At 69.4% G+C, this 15,149-nt stretch carries 11 protein-coding genes and 3 pseudogenes; 10 read left to right on the top strand and 4 right to left on the bottom strand.

Translation table 11 applies throughout. The features are described from left to right. Positions 1 to 54: 54 nt before the first annotated feature. Together ACGFSB_RS23325 and ACGFSB_RS23320 are read right to left on the bottom strand one after the other, a co-directional pair. Positions 55 to 279, bottom strand: a pseudogene (locus tag ACGFSB_RS23325) (hypothetical protein); the annotation flags it as partial. A 186-nt stretch (positions 280 to 465) separates the two neighbouring features. Then, positions 466 to 1,911 (bottom strand): annotated as a pseudogene (locus tag ACGFSB_RS23320) (alpha-amylase family protein); the annotation flags it as partial. A gap of 410 nt (positions 1,912 to 2,321) precedes the next feature. Here ACGFSB_RS23320 and ACGFSB_RS23315 point away from each other — a divergent pair. From ACGFSB_RS23315 to ACGFSB_RS23285, 7 genes are all read left to right on the top strand, one after another. Then, on the top strand, positions 2,322 to 3,092 hold the full coding sequence (locus tag ACGFSB_RS23315; protein WP_393402400.1) for a radical SAM protein: 771 nt from the start codon (positions 2,322 to 2,324) through the stop codon (positions 3,090 to 3,092). After that, positions 3,082 to 3,987, top strand: coding sequence for an adenosine kinase (locus ACGFSB_RS23310; protein ID WP_393402397.1), 906 nt, complete (start codon positions 3,082 to 3,084; stop codon positions 3,985 to 3,987). The genes ACGFSB_RS23315 and ACGFSB_RS23310 overlap by 11 nt, the downstream gene beginning before the upstream one ends. After that, positions 3,984 to 5,486, top strand: a complete 1,503-nt coding sequence (locus tag ACGFSB_RS23305) for a GMC family oxidoreductase (RefSeq protein WP_393402395.1) — start codon at positions 3,984 to 3,986, stop codon at positions 5,484 to 5,486. Before ACGFSB_RS23310 ends, ACGFSB_RS23305 begins: the two co-directional genes overlap by 4 nt. A 35-nt stretch (positions 5,487 to 5,521) precedes the next feature. Further along, entirely contained in the window at positions 5,522 to 6,466 is a 945-nt protein-coding gene (locus tag ACGFSB_RS23300) for an aldo/keto reductase family oxidoreductase (protein ID WP_393402392.1), read from the top strand. A gap of 227 nt (positions 6,467 to 6,693) precedes the next feature. Continuing rightward, the gene (locus tag ACGFSB_RS23295; RefSeq protein ID WP_393402390.1) at positions 6,694 to 7,893 is read left to right on the top strand and encodes an NAD(P)/FAD-dependent oxidoreductase; all 1,200 of its coding nucleotides are present in this window, start codon (positions 6,694 to 6,696) and stop codon (positions 7,891 to 7,893) included. A 43-nt stretch (positions 7,894 to 7,936) separates the two neighbouring features. Next, positions 7,937 to 9,331, top strand: a complete 1,395-nt coding sequence (locus ACGFSB_RS23290) for a 2-oxoadipate dioxygenase/decarboxylase family protein (RefSeq protein WP_393402388.1) — start codon at positions 7,937 to 7,939, stop codon at positions 9,329 to 9,331. A gap of 73 nt (positions 9,332 to 9,404) precedes the next feature. After that, positions 9,405 to 10,934 carry an aldehyde dehydrogenase family protein gene (locus ACGFSB_RS23285; protein ID WP_393402386.1) on the top strand — a complete coding sequence of 510 codons (1,530 nt, stop codon included), beginning with the start codon at positions 9,405 to 9,407 and terminating at the stop codon, positions 10,932 to 10,934. An 18-nt stretch (positions 10,935 to 10,952) separates the two neighbouring features. Here the strand turns inward: ACGFSB_RS23285 and ACGFSB_RS23280 are convergent, their stop codons facing one another. Next, positions 10,953 to 12,194, bottom strand: a complete 1,242-nt coding sequence (locus ACGFSB_RS23280; RefSeq protein ID WP_393402384.1) for an amidohydrolase — start codon at positions 12,192 to 12,194, stop codon at positions 10,953 to 10,955. A gap of 143 nt (positions 12,195 to 12,337) precedes the next feature. Between ACGFSB_RS23280 and ACGFSB_RS23275 the strand changes: the two genes are divergently transcribed. From ACGFSB_RS23275 to ACGFSB_RS23265, 3 genes are all read left to right on the top strand, one after another. After that, the gene (locus tag ACGFSB_RS23275) at positions 12,338 to 12,784 is read left to right on the top strand and encodes an SRPBCC family protein (RefSeq protein WP_393402381.1); all 447 of its coding nucleotides are present in this window, start codon (positions 12,338 to 12,340) and stop codon (positions 12,782 to 12,784) included. A 282-nt stretch (positions 12,785 to 13,066) separates the two neighbouring features. Beyond that, a complete protein-coding gene (locus ACGFSB_RS23270; protein WP_393402378.1) occupies positions 13,067 to 13,654 on the top strand; it encodes a hypothetical protein in 588 nt (195 codons plus the stop codon). A 71-nt stretch (positions 13,655 to 13,725) separates the two neighbouring features. After that, positions 13,726 to 14,340, top strand: coding sequence for a hypothetical protein (locus ACGFSB_RS23265; protein WP_393402376.1), 615 nt, complete (start codon positions 13,726 to 13,728; stop codon positions 14,338 to 14,340). 56 nt (positions 14,341 to 14,396) lie between these two features. Here the strand turns inward: ACGFSB_RS23265 and ACGFSB_RS23260 are convergent. Then, positions 14,397 to 14,892: pseudogene (locus ACGFSB_RS23260) on the bottom strand (LysR substrate-binding domain-containing protein); the annotation flags it as partial. Positions 14,893 to 15,149: the final 257 nt, after the last annotated feature.

Raw genomic sequence — 15,149 nt, 5'->3', positions numbered from 1 at the left:
GCTTCGGGGATCCGGTCCCGGTCACGGGCGTCGACCGTGAACGCCGCCTCTGAGTGCGGTATGGCCACGGCTGTCCACGACCACCGCCTTGTAGCGCAGCTCGGTGCCCTCGGGCAGACCCGGTTCGAGCTCCTGGGTGACCTTGTACGGGGCGTGGTCGGCGGAGCCGACCACCTGCCAGGGTCCGTCGCCCGCCTGCGCGGCGAAGACGACCCGGTTCAGTTCGCCGCCGTCCACGTCAGCGGAGAGCTCGACCGTGCCGGTGGCGCCCCACCAGGGGTACGAGGGCCAGCGCGGCGACCGATCTTAAGCGTGCGCGTGTCACGGGTTTCCACTCCTTGGGGATCTGCGGGGATCTGCGGGGGTCTACGGGGCTGCGGGAACGGCGGTTGCCCGGCGCGTGCGGAACACACCACATGCGCCGGACAATCGGATGGAGATGCGAAGACTGACGTCAGGTCAGTTGCCGCTGCTGGTACAGCTCTTGGCGTTCACGTGCAGGGCCAGCGCGCTCTTCGCAGCGACGGCGGCCTCCACCTGGCCACTGGCGTTCACCGTGACGGGCTTGTCGGACTGCACGTCGCAGTACTCACCGGCCGGCAGCGAGGTCTGGAAGGTCTGCTTGAGTTCGCCGTCCCCCGCGTTGATGGCGACGAAGGCCTTCTCACCCCGGCCGAAGGCGACGGCGCCGCCGCCGTTGTCCCACCAGTCGGTGAGCTCGGCGTCGCCCGCCGTGTTGCGGAAGGCGACCATGCTCGCGATCTTCTTCTGGGCGTGCTGGCACACCCACGCGTCGGTGGAGCAGTCGGCCTTGCTGTCGTTCGGCGGGCCGTCGTCCTTGCTGGAGAAGGCGTAGCCGGAGTGGACGTCCGGGGAGCCGTAGGGGAAGGCCAGCATGAAGACGTGGGCCAGGGTGTAGGGAGCACCCTGCTTGTACGTGAGGACGTTGCCCTGCCGTTCGGTGTCGTGATTGGCGACGAAGACCCCGGCCGACGCGGAGGGCAGCTTGCCGTCCGCGATGTTCTTGAGCCCAGCCAGGCTGCCGCCTTCGAACGCTCCCTTCAGGGCGTAGGCATAGTTGAACTCCTGGACGTCCCCGGTGCCGAGGTACTCGCTGGGCTGGACCTCTTCACCCGGACCGGGCAGCGTCTCCTGCTTCCAGTAGACGCCGGGGTCGCTGAGCTGCGATTTGATCGCCTTCAGGTCGTCCTCGGGCATGTGCTTGGCCGCGTCGATGCGGAATCCGTCGACACCCAGGCCGAGGAGGTCGTTGAGGTATCCGGCGATGGTCTTGCGGACATGCTCCTCGCCGGTGTCCAGGTCGGCCAGGCCGCCGAGCTCACAGTTCTGGCTCTCCTCGCGCTTGGTGTAGTCCTTGACCTCCCGCTGGCAGTCGTCCATGTCCTGGTTGGCATAGACACCCGGGTAGTTGTACTTGGTGAACTCGGTGCCGCCCGAGCCTGTGCCCTGGGCGTTCGTCATGTGATTGATCACCGAGTCGGCGACGACCTTGACTCCCGCGTCGTGGCAGGTGTCCACCATGCTCTTGAAGGAGTCACGGTCACCGAGGCGCGAGGAGATCTTGTAGCTGACGGGCTGGTAGGCGGTCCACCAGGAAGCTCCGTTCAGCCGCTCCTGTGGGGGTGAGGTCTGTACGTAGCCGTACCCGGCCGGTCCGAGCGTGTCCGTACAAGCCTTCGCGATGGAGTCGAAGTTCCACTCGAACATCACCGCCGTGACGTCCTTCCCACCGGCGGGCGCCGCCTTCGACGAGGCGGGAGCATCCTTCGCCGGGGCAGGAGCCGCCTCCGTCCGCTGCTGCGCTCCGATGTAGAGGCTGCCCGCTGTGCCCGCCGCCAGGGCCGCGGTCAGGGCAACGATCCTGCGGGATCTCGATATACGGCCGTGCATCGAAGTCCTCCTTGAGGAGTGGGGGGAGTTGGGGGGGAGCTGTGGGGGGAGGGTTGGGGGTGCCGGTGCCGGTGCCGACGCGAGCGCGGGTGCACTTATCTCGCGCCGGGCACCGTGCATGACGACCAACCGGACGCTCTTGCCGAATTGCAGCAAGTAATTGCGATCGGACCCTAGGGCGCCGCCCGTTGAAGGGTCAACCCTGCCCTCGCGCCGTGAACTGCACGACAGGTGACACGAGTTGGCGCATCGACAACGCCCCGAACGCAGACACATCCGCCCGACCAGCACTCCTGCGCAACGGAATCACCAAGCACCACACGAGCCGAGGCAGCTCCTTAACCGCAAGATGACTGAAAGATTGCACAAACGCTTCCATCGCGATCAGTGGACGTGTTTGACTGACGGCCGTGACAGCGACCCCAGCACCTGTGACCACAGCCCCGCCCAGTGCGCTGCGGTCGGCCCGCTTCTACATCACCTCTCGCCGCAACTCGCTCTGCGGCTACTGCAACGTCTGGCAGGACGACAAGTTCAAGGGGTACGAGGAGCTCACGCCGGACCCAGCCCGCGAGATCCTGGACCAGCTCCATGAAATCGGCGTGCGCTATGTGGACTTCACCGGCGGCGAACCCGTCCTGCACCCGCACATCGACGAGATCGTCCAGTACGCCAAGTCCCTCGGCATGGCGGTGGAGATCACCAGCAACGGCATCCGCTTCGCCAAGCGCATCGACGCGATCGTGCCGTACGTCGACACCATGAACGTCTCCCTGGACACTCTCAAGCCGGACCGGTACCGCGCAGAACGTGGACGAGGTGGCGGACCTCTTGCGCTTCGCGCAGGAGAACCGGGTCACCATCTACTTCTCCACGATGTTCGAGTACTTCGACGAACAGGACACCGTCCGCGACGTCAACCGGACCGCGCGGAAGCTCAGGCTGATCGAGCAGAACGGCAAGCCGATCGCCCGCGGCCGGGCTCCGCGCACCACCGGCGGCTCAGAGTCGATCAGCGCCGAGCTGCTGCGCCTGCTCCACGACATGGAGGCCCTGGACCCGCTCCCACCGACAGCCCGCACGCGATCCGCCGCCGCGGGGCGGCGATCCGACTCCGCGACCAGAGCAAGCCGAACAACCAGAGCGGCCAGAGCGGCCAGAGGAGCGCCTGTGCCCACTGAAACTGACGTCCTCGTCCTCGGCGGTGCCGGCGTGGACTCGATTGTGTACGTCCCCGAGCTGCCGCTTCCGTTCGCCGACAGCTACATGGTGCCCTCGATCGAGATGCGGGCCGGGCAGACCGGCGACTTCGTCGCGATGGGGGTGCAGGCGCTGGGTCTGCGTACCCATCACATCGACCTGATCGGCGACGATCACGCGGGTGACCTGGTCCGCGCGCTGCACCGCGACCGGGGCATCGCGCTCACGGAAGTCCTCCAGCCCGGCGGCACCAAGCGTGCGGTGAACCTCGTCGGCCCCGACGGGCGGCGCCTTTCGCTGTACGACAACAGCCGTTCGCGGGATGCGGACCGGCTGCCGCCCACGACGGTGCGGGCCCTGGCCGATGTGAGCCGACACGCCCATGTCTCCCTCACCTATCCCTGCGCCTTCGCCCTGCCCACGCTGCGCGCGGCGGGCGTGACCGTCTCGACCGACCTGCACAACTGGGACGGCGAAGACACCTACCACGAGGCCTTCGCCTACGAGGCCGATCTCGTCTTCCTGTCGACCGCCGCCCTGTCGGCCCCGGAGAAGACCATGCGAGGGATCGCCGCGCGGGGCAAGGCGGAGGCGGTCGTCGCCACGGCGGGAGCCGAGGGGGCGTACCTCCTTGTCGGCGGTGAGCTCACCCATATCCCGGCCGTCACTCCCCCCGCGCCGGTCGTGGACTCCAACGGCGCCGGTGACGCCTTCGCGTCGGGCTACCTCTTCGGCTGGCTGGCCGGCGAGTCACCCCCACAGTGCGGCCGCTACGGCGCGATCGCCGGTGCCTACGCCTGCACCGTGCCCGCGACCAGAACCGACGTGATCGACCGTACCCAACTCCTCGCTGTGAACGCCGAGTTGGCACGATGAGAAGCACATCACTCACGACCGGATACGACATCGCCATCCTCGGCGGTGGTGTGGCGGGCTGCGTGCTCGCCGCCCGCCTGAGTGAGGACCCGGGGCGAACGGTCTGCCTCCTTGAGGCGGGCAAGGACTACGGCCCGCACCAACAGGCGTGGCCGCAGAAGGTGTTGAATGCCCGCGCCCTGCCGCGTGACGACGTATGGGAGCGGCACGCCGCCGTCCACCGCATCCGCGCGCGCATTCTCGGCGGCTCGTCATGCATCAACGGCTGCTGGAACACGTGGGGGTCCGCGAGCGACCACGCCGAATGGTCGCGGGCGGGCGGCCCGATGTGGACGGCACCCGCGATGGAGCGGTTCCGCCGGGCCGCGGTGGAGCAGATGGGGCTGCGGGCGGTGCCTGACGGCGAGTTCTCTCTCTGGAGCCGTGCGGCCCTGGCGGCTGCCAGGGAACTCGGCTACCAGGAGGTGGACATGGCCTCTCCGGACGGCGGTCCCGGGTATGGGACCCCGTTGCTCAACTCCGTCGACGGCCTCCGCTGGAATGCCGCTTTCGCCTACCTGGACGCGGAGGTCCGGTCCCGGCCGAACCTCTCGATCATCAGCGGCGCCTCCGTGGACCGGGCGGCCGTCCGCGCAGGACGGGTGCGCGGCGTCGACATCGTCGTGGACGGGCAGCGTGAGACCGTCCACGCCGACACGTACGTGGTGGCCTGCGGCACCTTCGGATCGCCCGCCGTACTGATGCGCAGCGGGATCGGCCCCGCCTCCCAGCTGAGGGAGACCGGCATCAGGACCGAGATCGACCTGCCCGGAGTCGGGGCCCAACTGGTCGACCAGCCCGGCATCTTCGTGCCGCTGACCCCGACGGCCGACCTCAACACGAGTCTGGCCGCCAAGCAAGCCTCCGGCGACCTGTACGTCAGCCGGATGCTGATCAGGGCGGCGAGCGCGCTCTGCCCCGACGGATCCTGGGACCTGCACATCAACCCCACGGCGGGACCGCCGTTGTTCGGCAGGCTGCCGCCCGGTGAGTACGAGGCGGGCATCTCCGCCCTCCTCATGAAACCGGCGTCCCGCGGCCGGGTCCGGCTGCGATCGGCCGATCACGCCGATGCCCTGGACATCGACCCCGCGTTCCTCTCCGATCCGGCGGGCCACGACGTCGCCGCCATCCGTTCGGGCCTGGAGATCGTCCAGGAGCTTGCCGCTTCGGCAGCGCTGAAATCCCTGGCGGGTCCTGCCGCCGACGGGCACCCCGCGCAAGATCTCTCGGACCAGGAACTCCGCGACCGGGTGGGCACGTACTGGCACCCCGTCGGTACCTGCGCCATGGGCACGCCGGACGATCCCCTCGCCGTGGTCGACGGGGAGGCCCGGGTGCGCGGTGTGTCGAACCTGCGCGTGGTCGACGCTTCCATCCTGCCGACGGCCCCGGCGGCCAACACCCAGCTGCCGGTGCTCGCCATCGCCGAAATGCTGGCCGATTCGCTGAGAGGCTGAGCGACGATGGACGGGTTCATCACGGAGGGAGATACATGACATCGCAGACCGACGTGCGCTCCACGCATCCGCTGTACGGGTGCATGGGACTCGGCGGTACGTGGGACACCACGCCGTATGCCGCATCGGACATCGCTCACGCGGAGTCCGCCGTCGAAGCCGCCCTTGCCATCGGCATCACGGTGTTCGACCACGCCGACATCTACCGGCACGGCAAGTCCGAGGCGGTCTTCGGCGAACTGCTCGCCAGGGCACCAGAATTGCGGAGCCGTATCGTCCTGCAGACGAAGTGCGGCATCCGGCTCGCCGACGGCGAACGCCCCGGTCTGTACGACCTACGGGGTCCGAGCATCGTCCAGCGCGTCGAGGAGAGCCTCACCCGGCTCCGTACCGATGTGATCGACGTGCTGCTCCTGCACAGGCCCGACCCGTTGACCGGCCCCGAAGAGATCGCGAAGGCACTCGCTTCCCTCCACGGGCAGGGCCTGGTGCGCAGCTTCGGCGTGTCGAACATGAGCGCCGCCCAGATCGCACACCTACAGGCGCATCTCGACGTTCCCCTGGTCGCCAACCAGCTCGAGATGAGCCTGGGCAGCCGGGACTGGGTCGAGGCCGGAGTCCTCGTGAACACTCCGGCCGCGACCGGCAACGGCTTCCCGCACGGGACGATCGAGTACTGCCAGGCCAACAAGCTCCAGCTACAGGCCTGGGGCTCCCTTGCCCAGGGCCGCTTCACCGGCCGCCAGGCGTCACCGGCCGCACAGCTCGTGTCCGACCTCGCCAAGCGCAAGCAGACGACACCGGAGACGATCCTTCTGTGGTGGCTCCAGCGCCATCCGGCCCGTATCGCGCCGGTCGTCGGCACCAGTCGGCCCGAGCGCATCCTTGCCTGCCGCGACGCCGTACACCGCGCTCCTGATCTCACCCACGAGGAGTGGTACGACCTGTGGATCACCGCCCGCGGCGGCCCACTGCCCTGACCGGCCTGGTCGCTCCGGGAGGGTGCGGGCCGTCCGGCGGCGCCTGCGAGTGAGAGTTCAGCCAATAGCTCTGGCGCACCACCTGTTCATGGACGTCAATGGTCAGGTTGCTGCACCATGACGCACAGATAGCTGACCGGCGTCACCCTCACTGACAGACCGAGCCGCGCCCCCGGATGAACTGCCCCCAGGATCCCCGGCATCGGCCTCTGGAAGGGATCGGCCTCTTGTCGTCCTCCTCCGCCTTCCGCTCTTCTCCCTCCCCCTCCTTCCGCACCGTCCCGCCGACCGCGGATGTCGTGATCATCGGTGGTGGCGTGATGGGCACGAGCACCGCGTTCCACCTGGCCGAGGCCGGGGTCCGGAACATCGTCGTGGTCGAACGCGGCGACCTGGGCCGCGGCAGCTCGGGCAAACCGATCGGCGGTGTCCGTGCGCAGTTCTCCGACCCCCTCAACATCGAACTCGGCAACCGGAGTCTGCGCGCCTACCAGGACTTTCCCCATCGCCCCGGCGCCGACATCCGCCTGGACACGGTCGGCTACCTGTTCCTCCTCACCACCGAGCAGCAGGCGGCGGAGTTCGAGAACAGCATCCGCGTCCAGAACGGCCTCGGCGTCCCCAGCCGCATGATCGGTCCGCGCGAGGCGCACGAACTGTGTCCCTACGTCAGCACCGACGGCCTGGTGGCCGCCGCCCACTCCCCCGCCGACGGCCACGCCCGGCCCGCCCTGGTGGTCCAGGGCTACGCGCGGGCAGCGGCCCGTAGCGGCGTCACCTTCGCCACCCACACCGCGGTCACCGGCATCGACACCCTCGGCGACAGGGTCACCGCCGTGCACACCGACCACGGCGCGATCACCTGCGCCACGGTCGTCTGCGCGGCCGGAGCGTGGTCGGCCGGGATCGGCGACATGGCCGGTGTCCATCTCCCCGTCCGCCCGGTGCGCCGCCAACTCGCGTTCACCGCACCGCTCTCCCCGCCCGCCCCCCGTATCCCCTTCACCATCGACTTCTCCTCGACGGCGTACTTCCACAACAGCGACGACGGACTGCTGTTCGGCCTGGCCGACCCCGGCCAGGCCGACGGTTTCGACACCACGTGGACCCTGGAATGGCTCGAGCTCTTCCGCGAGGCCGCCCGCCACCGGGCACCCGCCTTGGCGGACATGGAGACGAACGGCGGCTGGGCCGGGCTCTATGAAGTCACGCCGGATCACAACGCACTGATCGGCCGCTCGGGCGAAGTGGGCAACTTCCTGTACGCGACCGGGTTCTCCGGCCATGGCTTCCTGCAAGCCCCTGCTGTCGGCGAGATAGTGCGCGACCTGTGTCTGAACCGCACCCCATGCGTCGACGTCTCTCCCCTGGGCGCCGACCGCTTCACGGCCGGGGCGCAGATCCGTCCCGAAGCCCACGTGGTGTGAATCCGCCCGGTCCGACCGAACCGACCGAAAGGCAGCACTTGCGATGATCAGCCAGTGGCAGCTGCGCGCCGCCTTCGCCGCGCGGCTCTCCGACATGTACGGACGGGAGGTTCCGACCTACACCACCCTTGTGGATGTCTCCCGCGAGGTCAACGAGGACGTCCTGCACTCCCAGGGTGCCGACGCCGAACGCCTGGGCTCCATCAGCCGGGTGACCGCGGAGCGCCACGGTGCGATCCGGGTCGGGACGCCACAGGAGATGCGGCAGGTCGCCCGCGTCTTCGGCGCCCTGGGTATGCGTCCTGTCGGCTTCTACGACCTGCGCGAAGCCGCCGCGAGCGCGGTTCCCGTCGTGTCGACGGCCTTCCGGCCCATCGACGGCGACGAGCTCGCGCGCAACCCGTTCCGCGTCTTCACCTCGATGCTCACCCCTGCTGACCCACGGTTCTTCGACGAAGACCTGCGCGCCCGCCTGGAGATCTTCCTCGCAGGACGCCGCCTCTTCTCGCCGGAACTGCTCGCCCTCGCCGACCGCGCGGAGAGTGAGGAGGAGCTGCCCGAAGAGGAGACCGAGCGATTCCTCCAACTGGCCGTCCAGACCTTTGAGTTGTCGACAGATCCGGTGGACAAGGCGTGGTACGAGACCCTGGAGCGGGTCTCCGCGGTGGCCGCGGACATCGGCGGCGTACGCAGCACACACATCAACCACCTCACTCCACGCGTCCTGGACATCGACGAGCTCTACCGCCGCATGACCGAACGCGGCATCGAAATGATCGACACCATCCAGGGCCCGCCGAGGTGGAGCGGCCCCGATGTCCTGCTGCGCCAGACCTCCTTCCGCGCGCTCGCCGAATCCCGGGCCCTTCGCACCCCGGACGGCGACGTGATCAGCGGGGCGCTGCGCGTGCGGTTCGGCGAGGTCGAGGCGCGGGGCATCGCCCTCACCCGCGAAGGCCGCGCCCTCTACGATCACTTGCTCACCCTTGTCGACCGGCACACGGCCGCCGAGCCGGACGACGTGGACCGGGGTGAACTCGTGCGCGCCCTGTGGGCGAAGCGGTTCGCCGCCACCGAACGCGATCTGGCTGCACGGGAGTTGGGATTCTTCACCTATCACGTGGTGTCGGACCGAACCCGCGACGGCAGTCGGCCGCCAACGAACGTCGCCGAACTGACGGCACAGGGCTGGCTGCGGGCCGAGCCCATCGTGTACGAGGACTTCCTGCCACGCTCCGCCGCCGGGATCTTCCAGTCCAACCTCACCGGCGAGGGCTCACGCGACAACGAGCAGGCGGGCGCCGCATACGACAGTGACTGGCTGTCCGCCGCCATCGGCCGGCCTGTCCTGGATCCCTTCACCCTCTATGAACAGCAGCAGAACCAGTCGATCGCCGAGGCCGCCGGCGAGCTGGGCCTGGCCGACGGGCTCGACTGACGCACGTGACGGGATGGCGCGATCGCCCACGCCAGCCCACCCCACCCCACTCCGCCCGATCCGAGGGAGCACCATGGCGAACACCGTCCTTCCCACCACCGAGGAACTGCGCGAGCGGGCCCGCACCGCCCTTGAGCGCGTCGGCGTGGCCGTGGAAGAGGGCAGCGACATCCAGGCCCGCACCCCTGTCACCGGCGAAGACCTCTTCGGCCTGAGGGCCGCGACGGCCGCCGACACGGAGGAAGCCCTCACCGCCTCCCGCGCCGCGTTCCTCACCTGGCGCACCACTCCCGCGCCACGCCGTGGTGAACTCGTGCGCCGCCTCGGGGAGTTGCTGCGTGAGCACCAGAGCGACCTGGCCGACCTGATCACCATCGAAGCGGGCAAGATCCGCTCCGAGGCCCTCGGCGAGGTCCAGGAGATGATCGACATCTGTGACTTCGCCGTGGGCCTTTCCCGCCAGCTCTACGGCCGCACCATCGCCTCCGAGCGCCCCGGCCATCGCCTCGCCGAGACCTGGCACCCGCTCGGCGTGGTCGGTGTGATCTCCGCGTTCAACTTCCCCGCCGCCGTGTGGTCCTGGAACACCGCCGTCGCGCTCGCCTGCGGTGACACCGTGATCTGGAAGCCGTCCGAGCTGACCCCGCTGATCTCCCTGGCCTGCGACCGGCTCCTGGCCCAGGCCGCTGAGGAGGTCGGCGCGCCCCGCGACGTACACCGGTTGCTGCTCGGTGACCGTGCCGTCGGCGAGCAGCTCGTCGACGATCCCCGCGTCGCGCTCGTCAGCGCCACGGGCTCGACCCGCATGGGCCGCGATGTCGGCCCCCGCGTCGCCGCCCGCTTCGGCCGCAGCCTGCTGGAACTCGGCGGCAACAACGCCGCGGTCGTCACCCCGTCCGCCGACCTCGAACTCGCCGTCCAGGGCGTCGTCTTCGCCGCGGCAGGCACCGCCGGACAGCGCTGTACGACGCTGCGCCGCCTCATCGTCCACCGCGACATCGCCGACACCCTCATCGCACACCTGACAGCCGCCTACCAGAAGCTGCCCATCGGCAACCCCTTCGACGAGACCACCCTCGTCGGGCCGCTCATCTCCGCCGAGGCCCTCGACGCCATGCAGGACGCCCTCACCCGCGTGCAGGCCCTCGGCGGCAAGATCCTGGCGGGCGGCAACCGGCGTCTCGCCGACGCGTCGCCGCGGGCCGCGTACGTCGAACCCGTCATCGTCCGGGTCGACGGCCAGAGCGATGTCGTACGCGAAGAGACCTTCGCCCCGATCCTTTACGTCCTGACGTACGGCACCCTCGACGAGGCCATCGCCCTGCACAACGACGTCCCGCAGGGCCTCTCGTCCAGCATCTTCACCCGCGATCAGCAGGAGGCCGAGCTCTTCCTCTCCGCGGAGGGCTCTGACTGCGGCATCGCCAACGTCAACATCGGCACATCGGGCGCGGAGATCGGCGGCGCCTTCGGCGGTGAGAAGGAGACCGGCGGCGGGCGCGAGTCAGGCTCCGACTCCTGGCGTGCCTATATGCGCCCGGCCACCAACACCATCAACTACTCCGGCCGGCTCACACTCGCCCAGAACGTCAGCTTCCGCTGAGCGTGCGCCCCCGCAGGCCTACGCGAACTGGCTCAGGGCCGCGGCCGCCAGCGCTTGCACGCCCGGCACGAGTACGGACAGGTCCGGCGCGAAGAGCGGGCTGTGGTTGCTGGGCACCGCGTCGAGCTTCTCGCCGAGTTCGTCGCCCGGTGCCGCCTGCCAGACCTCCGCGGGAGTGGACGTCACGAACCAGAAGTCGTACGGCACCCCGGCGGGCACGAGGAGCGAGAAGTCCTCGCTGCCCATCGCCGGGCCGAAGTCGAACACGGCCTGCGCGCCGAAGACCTCGCGGTGCACGGCGGCGATCTGCTCGTCGAGCGACGCGTCGTTGACCGTCGCGGGATAGCCCGCGTCCATGGTCACCTCGGCGGGCGCCGGGCAGCCCGCGGCCAGGCATTCGCCCTCGACGATGCGCCGGATGGCGGCAAGGACACGTTCGCGCACCTTCGGACTCTGGGTGCGCAGATTCAGCGCGAGACGCGCCTCCGGGGGAATGATGTTGGGGCGCCGCCCCGCGTGGAACTCTCCGACCGTCAGGACCACGGATTCCGCCGCGGCCACCTCACGCGAGACGACGGTCTGGAGCCGCGTGACGATGTGCGCGCCCGCCACCACCGGGTCGACGGTCGCCTCCGGGCGTGAACCGTGCCCGCCGACTCCGGGCACCGTGATGTGGACGTCGTCGGCCGCCGACATGATCAGCCCGGGAGTGTGCGAGTAGAGGCCCGCGGGCCCCGGTGCGACATGCTGTCCGAAGACGGCGTCCGGCCGGGGGAAACGGTCGTGCAGGCCGTCGGCGACCATCGCAGCCGCGCCGCCACCGCCCTCCTCGGCAGGCTGTCCGATCACCACCAGCGTCCCTGACCACGCGTCCCGCGTCGCCGCGAGCGCCTGAGCCGCACCGGCGAGCCAGGTGACGTGCACGTCGTGGCCGCATGCGTGCATGACGCCGTCGACCGTGGACGCGTAGGGCAGGCCCGTGGTCTCGGCGACAGGGAGCGCGTCCATGTCGCCGCGCAGCCACACCACCGGCCCTTCCCCGTTCTCCAGGACGCCCACCACGCCGGTCCGGCCGACCCTGCTGGTCACGGCGTACCCGGCGGTGCGCAGCCGTTCGGCGAGCAGCCCCGCCGTGCGATGCTCCTGGAAAGCCAGTTCCGGATGGCGGTGCAGGTCCTGGTAGAGGTCCTCGAGTCCCACGGACTTCACCACGGAGGTCAGGTCCAGGGTGCGGCGGGCCGCTTCAGCCGGGTCGGTCATGGTGTGGTGCTCCCAAAGGTCGGAGGGCTACCACCCTGACACACTGTCAACGGCCTGCGTCGGCGGTGCGGTGTACCCCTTGCGAGGAGCGGAGACGCGGCCCCGAGGTGCGGCTTCGTCCCGGCTCCCGCACCCTTGATGACATGGCCCGGAACCGCCGCCTGATCCTGAGTTCGCCGTCCGAGGTGTGGGACTTGCTGTCCGACGGCTATCGCTACGGAGAGTGGGTCACAGGAACCCAGCAGGTCCTGGCCGCGGACACGCACTGGCCGGAGGTGGGTGCGCGCCTGCGGGTCCGCGTCGGCCTCGGCCCCCTGGCCCTCGAGGACACCTGCGTCGTCCGCATCTGCGAACCTCAGCGGCGCCTGGAGCTGGAAGCCAAGGCGAACCCCTTCGGCGCGGCCCGCATCGCCATGAAACTGGTCCCCTGGGGCGAGAACACCCTCGTCACCCTCGACTGGCACCCCCTTCGCGGCCCCGGCGTCCGAATGCACGGGCTCCCTGTGGACTACATCGTCGCGGTCCGCAACGGCATGATGCTGACGAAGCTGGCCCGGATCGCGGTGGGCGAGCACGGCGACATCGTTTGACCTCTCCCACCCCATCTGAACCCGTCTGAACCCATCTGACCCCGTGGACATCAGGACTCCTGATCGGGTCGATGTTGGAAACAGCACGGCCGCGCCTGCGCCGAGCCGAGTTCTCCGCACATGCCCGTTTCCCCTTACGCGTGCCCGAAGCGGGGTCCCGCGCCGCCCGAGTCGCCCCAACGTCCCTTATGAGCAACGGAATTCAGGATTCCATCGACAGGTTCGGACCAGACCCACTAGACAGGGAGGTGAAGTGCCCACGCCAAAGAAGGAGGTATCCGTATGGCGATACGGACAACGCACCGCAGCCGCTTAGCCGGGGCCGCGCTCGCCGTCACCACCGGCCTCGTCTGCACCCTGTCGGCGCAGCCCGCCGGGGCCGACGAACCCGCGGCTCGCCACTGCGTCCTTGACGCACCGTCCGGGCAGCAGCGCTGCTTCGGCACGTTCACCGAGGCCGTCGACCGTGCCACCGACGGACGCGTCACCGACGCCCCGGCCACCCCTGGGGCCGCCGTCACATCACCGGGGTTCCGCGCGAAGATGTCAGCGCCCGCGACGAAGGCCGACGTCGGAGCGGCCGGGGACGTCGTCCAGGGAACATTCTTCACCGACCCCGGCTTCGCCGGTGACACGCTCACCATCAGCGGTCCCGAGCTGTGCGAGAAGGACGGCTGGGTCAACTGGCAGTACGACCTCGGCGACGACTGGAAGAACCGGATCTCCTCGGTTCAGCCCTGGGGCAACTGCGCGATCTGGCTCTACCCGGAGCCCAACCTGGGCGGTGACCGCGACGGTCCCTTCGCCGAGAACACCGCCGACGTCGGCCAGATGATGAACGACCGCACCCAGTCCATCGGCTTCAGCTAGAGCACCGCCGTGCTCCGGCGCACACGCCGTACCCCCCACAAGATCCACCTTCCCCCCACTGGAGATCACACATGATCACCCGTACCCGACTGACCGTCCTGCTCGCGGCGATGGCCACCGCGGGCGGCATGGCGCTCGCGCCCGCCGCGCAGGCCGACGAAGAGCCCCCCACCATCCGCGAGTTGCTCGACAAGTGCGACAACGGCACCGACTCGTGCGTCTTCCACCCCGACGGCCCCGGATCCGATTCGATGGGCGAGGCGCACCAGGTGGGCGACAGCGCCTTCAACTGCACGTCGGACCTGCAGCGTTCCAGCATCTCCTGGGCCGACACGACCGGCGAGTCCAACAGCGTCGGCGTCTCGCTCAGCGCGGAGTACGGCTTCGCCGAGGTCTTCAAGGTGAGCATCGAGACCTCGTACGGGCACACCTGGGAGAGCTCGCACACCGAGACCGACACCACCAACGTCGATGTCCGCCCCGGCGAGGTCGGCTGGGTGACGCGCGAGTCACAGCTGCAACGCGTCACGGGAACCTACGAGTTGCACTTCCCTGACAAGTTCCACGGCCACTACATCTGGTACGCGCCCTTCGACGCGACCGGACCCAAGCCGGACGCGCCGAGCACCAAGACGCAGCACACCCGCCCCATGACGGAGCAGGAGAAGAGCGAGCACTGCGGCTGACATCCGCCCCGCCGTCTCTCCCGGCCCGCGCCCGTGCGTGGGCCGGGAGAGACGCTCAGCGACACCTCGACCCGGGGGTCGATGCCGATCATGCCGAGCTGTCGTACGGGCCGGGGCGTCGTAGGTGCGCTGGTAGGTGACCCACGGCAGCCGGGCCAGGTCCTGCCGGGTGAGCTGTTCGCCCACGCCGGGGTGGTCGCCCGCGACGAGGAAGACCCAGCGGTCGCCGTAGAGGTCGGTGGCGGGGAAGTCGCTGATGACGCCGTGCGGCATGAGCAGCCCGTCGGTGGCGCTGAGCAGCGTGGCGGTGTCGTCGGTGACCGTGGGCGGGGTCTGGGTGAAACGCAGCCGGATGCCCGGCGCCTCCTCGTGCACGACGCGGGCGAACTCGGCGCCGAAGACGGCCACCGCGTAGTCGGACGCCAGGAGCTTGAACTCGCGGGTCTCCTTGGCCGGGTCGAAGTCGGCCTGGCTGGCGAAGAGGCGTTCCAGCACGTCGTAGGCGGTGGAGGTGCGGTCAAGTAGGACCTGGCCGAGGGCAGTGAGTTCTGGACGGAGACGGACGTCCTTGATGTGGACCTGGACGCGCGCTGAGGTGTGCGGCCTCTGGGGGTAAACCCCCAGCACAGACGGAGGAAAGCCACGTTCCGACGGGCCCTGCCACAGATCTAACGTGAGGTTGTCCGACTCCACCAGGTCTGTTGCGGGAGATGTGATGATCGAGACCCGAGGTCTCACCAAGCGGTATGGACCCACCGTCGCCGTGGACGCGTTGAGTCTCGACGCATCGCGGGGAACTCCCTCGCCGT

Source organism: Streptomyces sp. NPDC048441 (genome assembly GCF_043200235.1).
GTDB lineage: Bacteria > Actinomycetota > Actinomycetes > Streptomycetales > Streptomycetaceae > Streptomyces.
The sequence above is the reverse complement of the archived record's forward strand: the minus strand, read 5'-3'. Positions and strand labels throughout refer to the sequence as shown.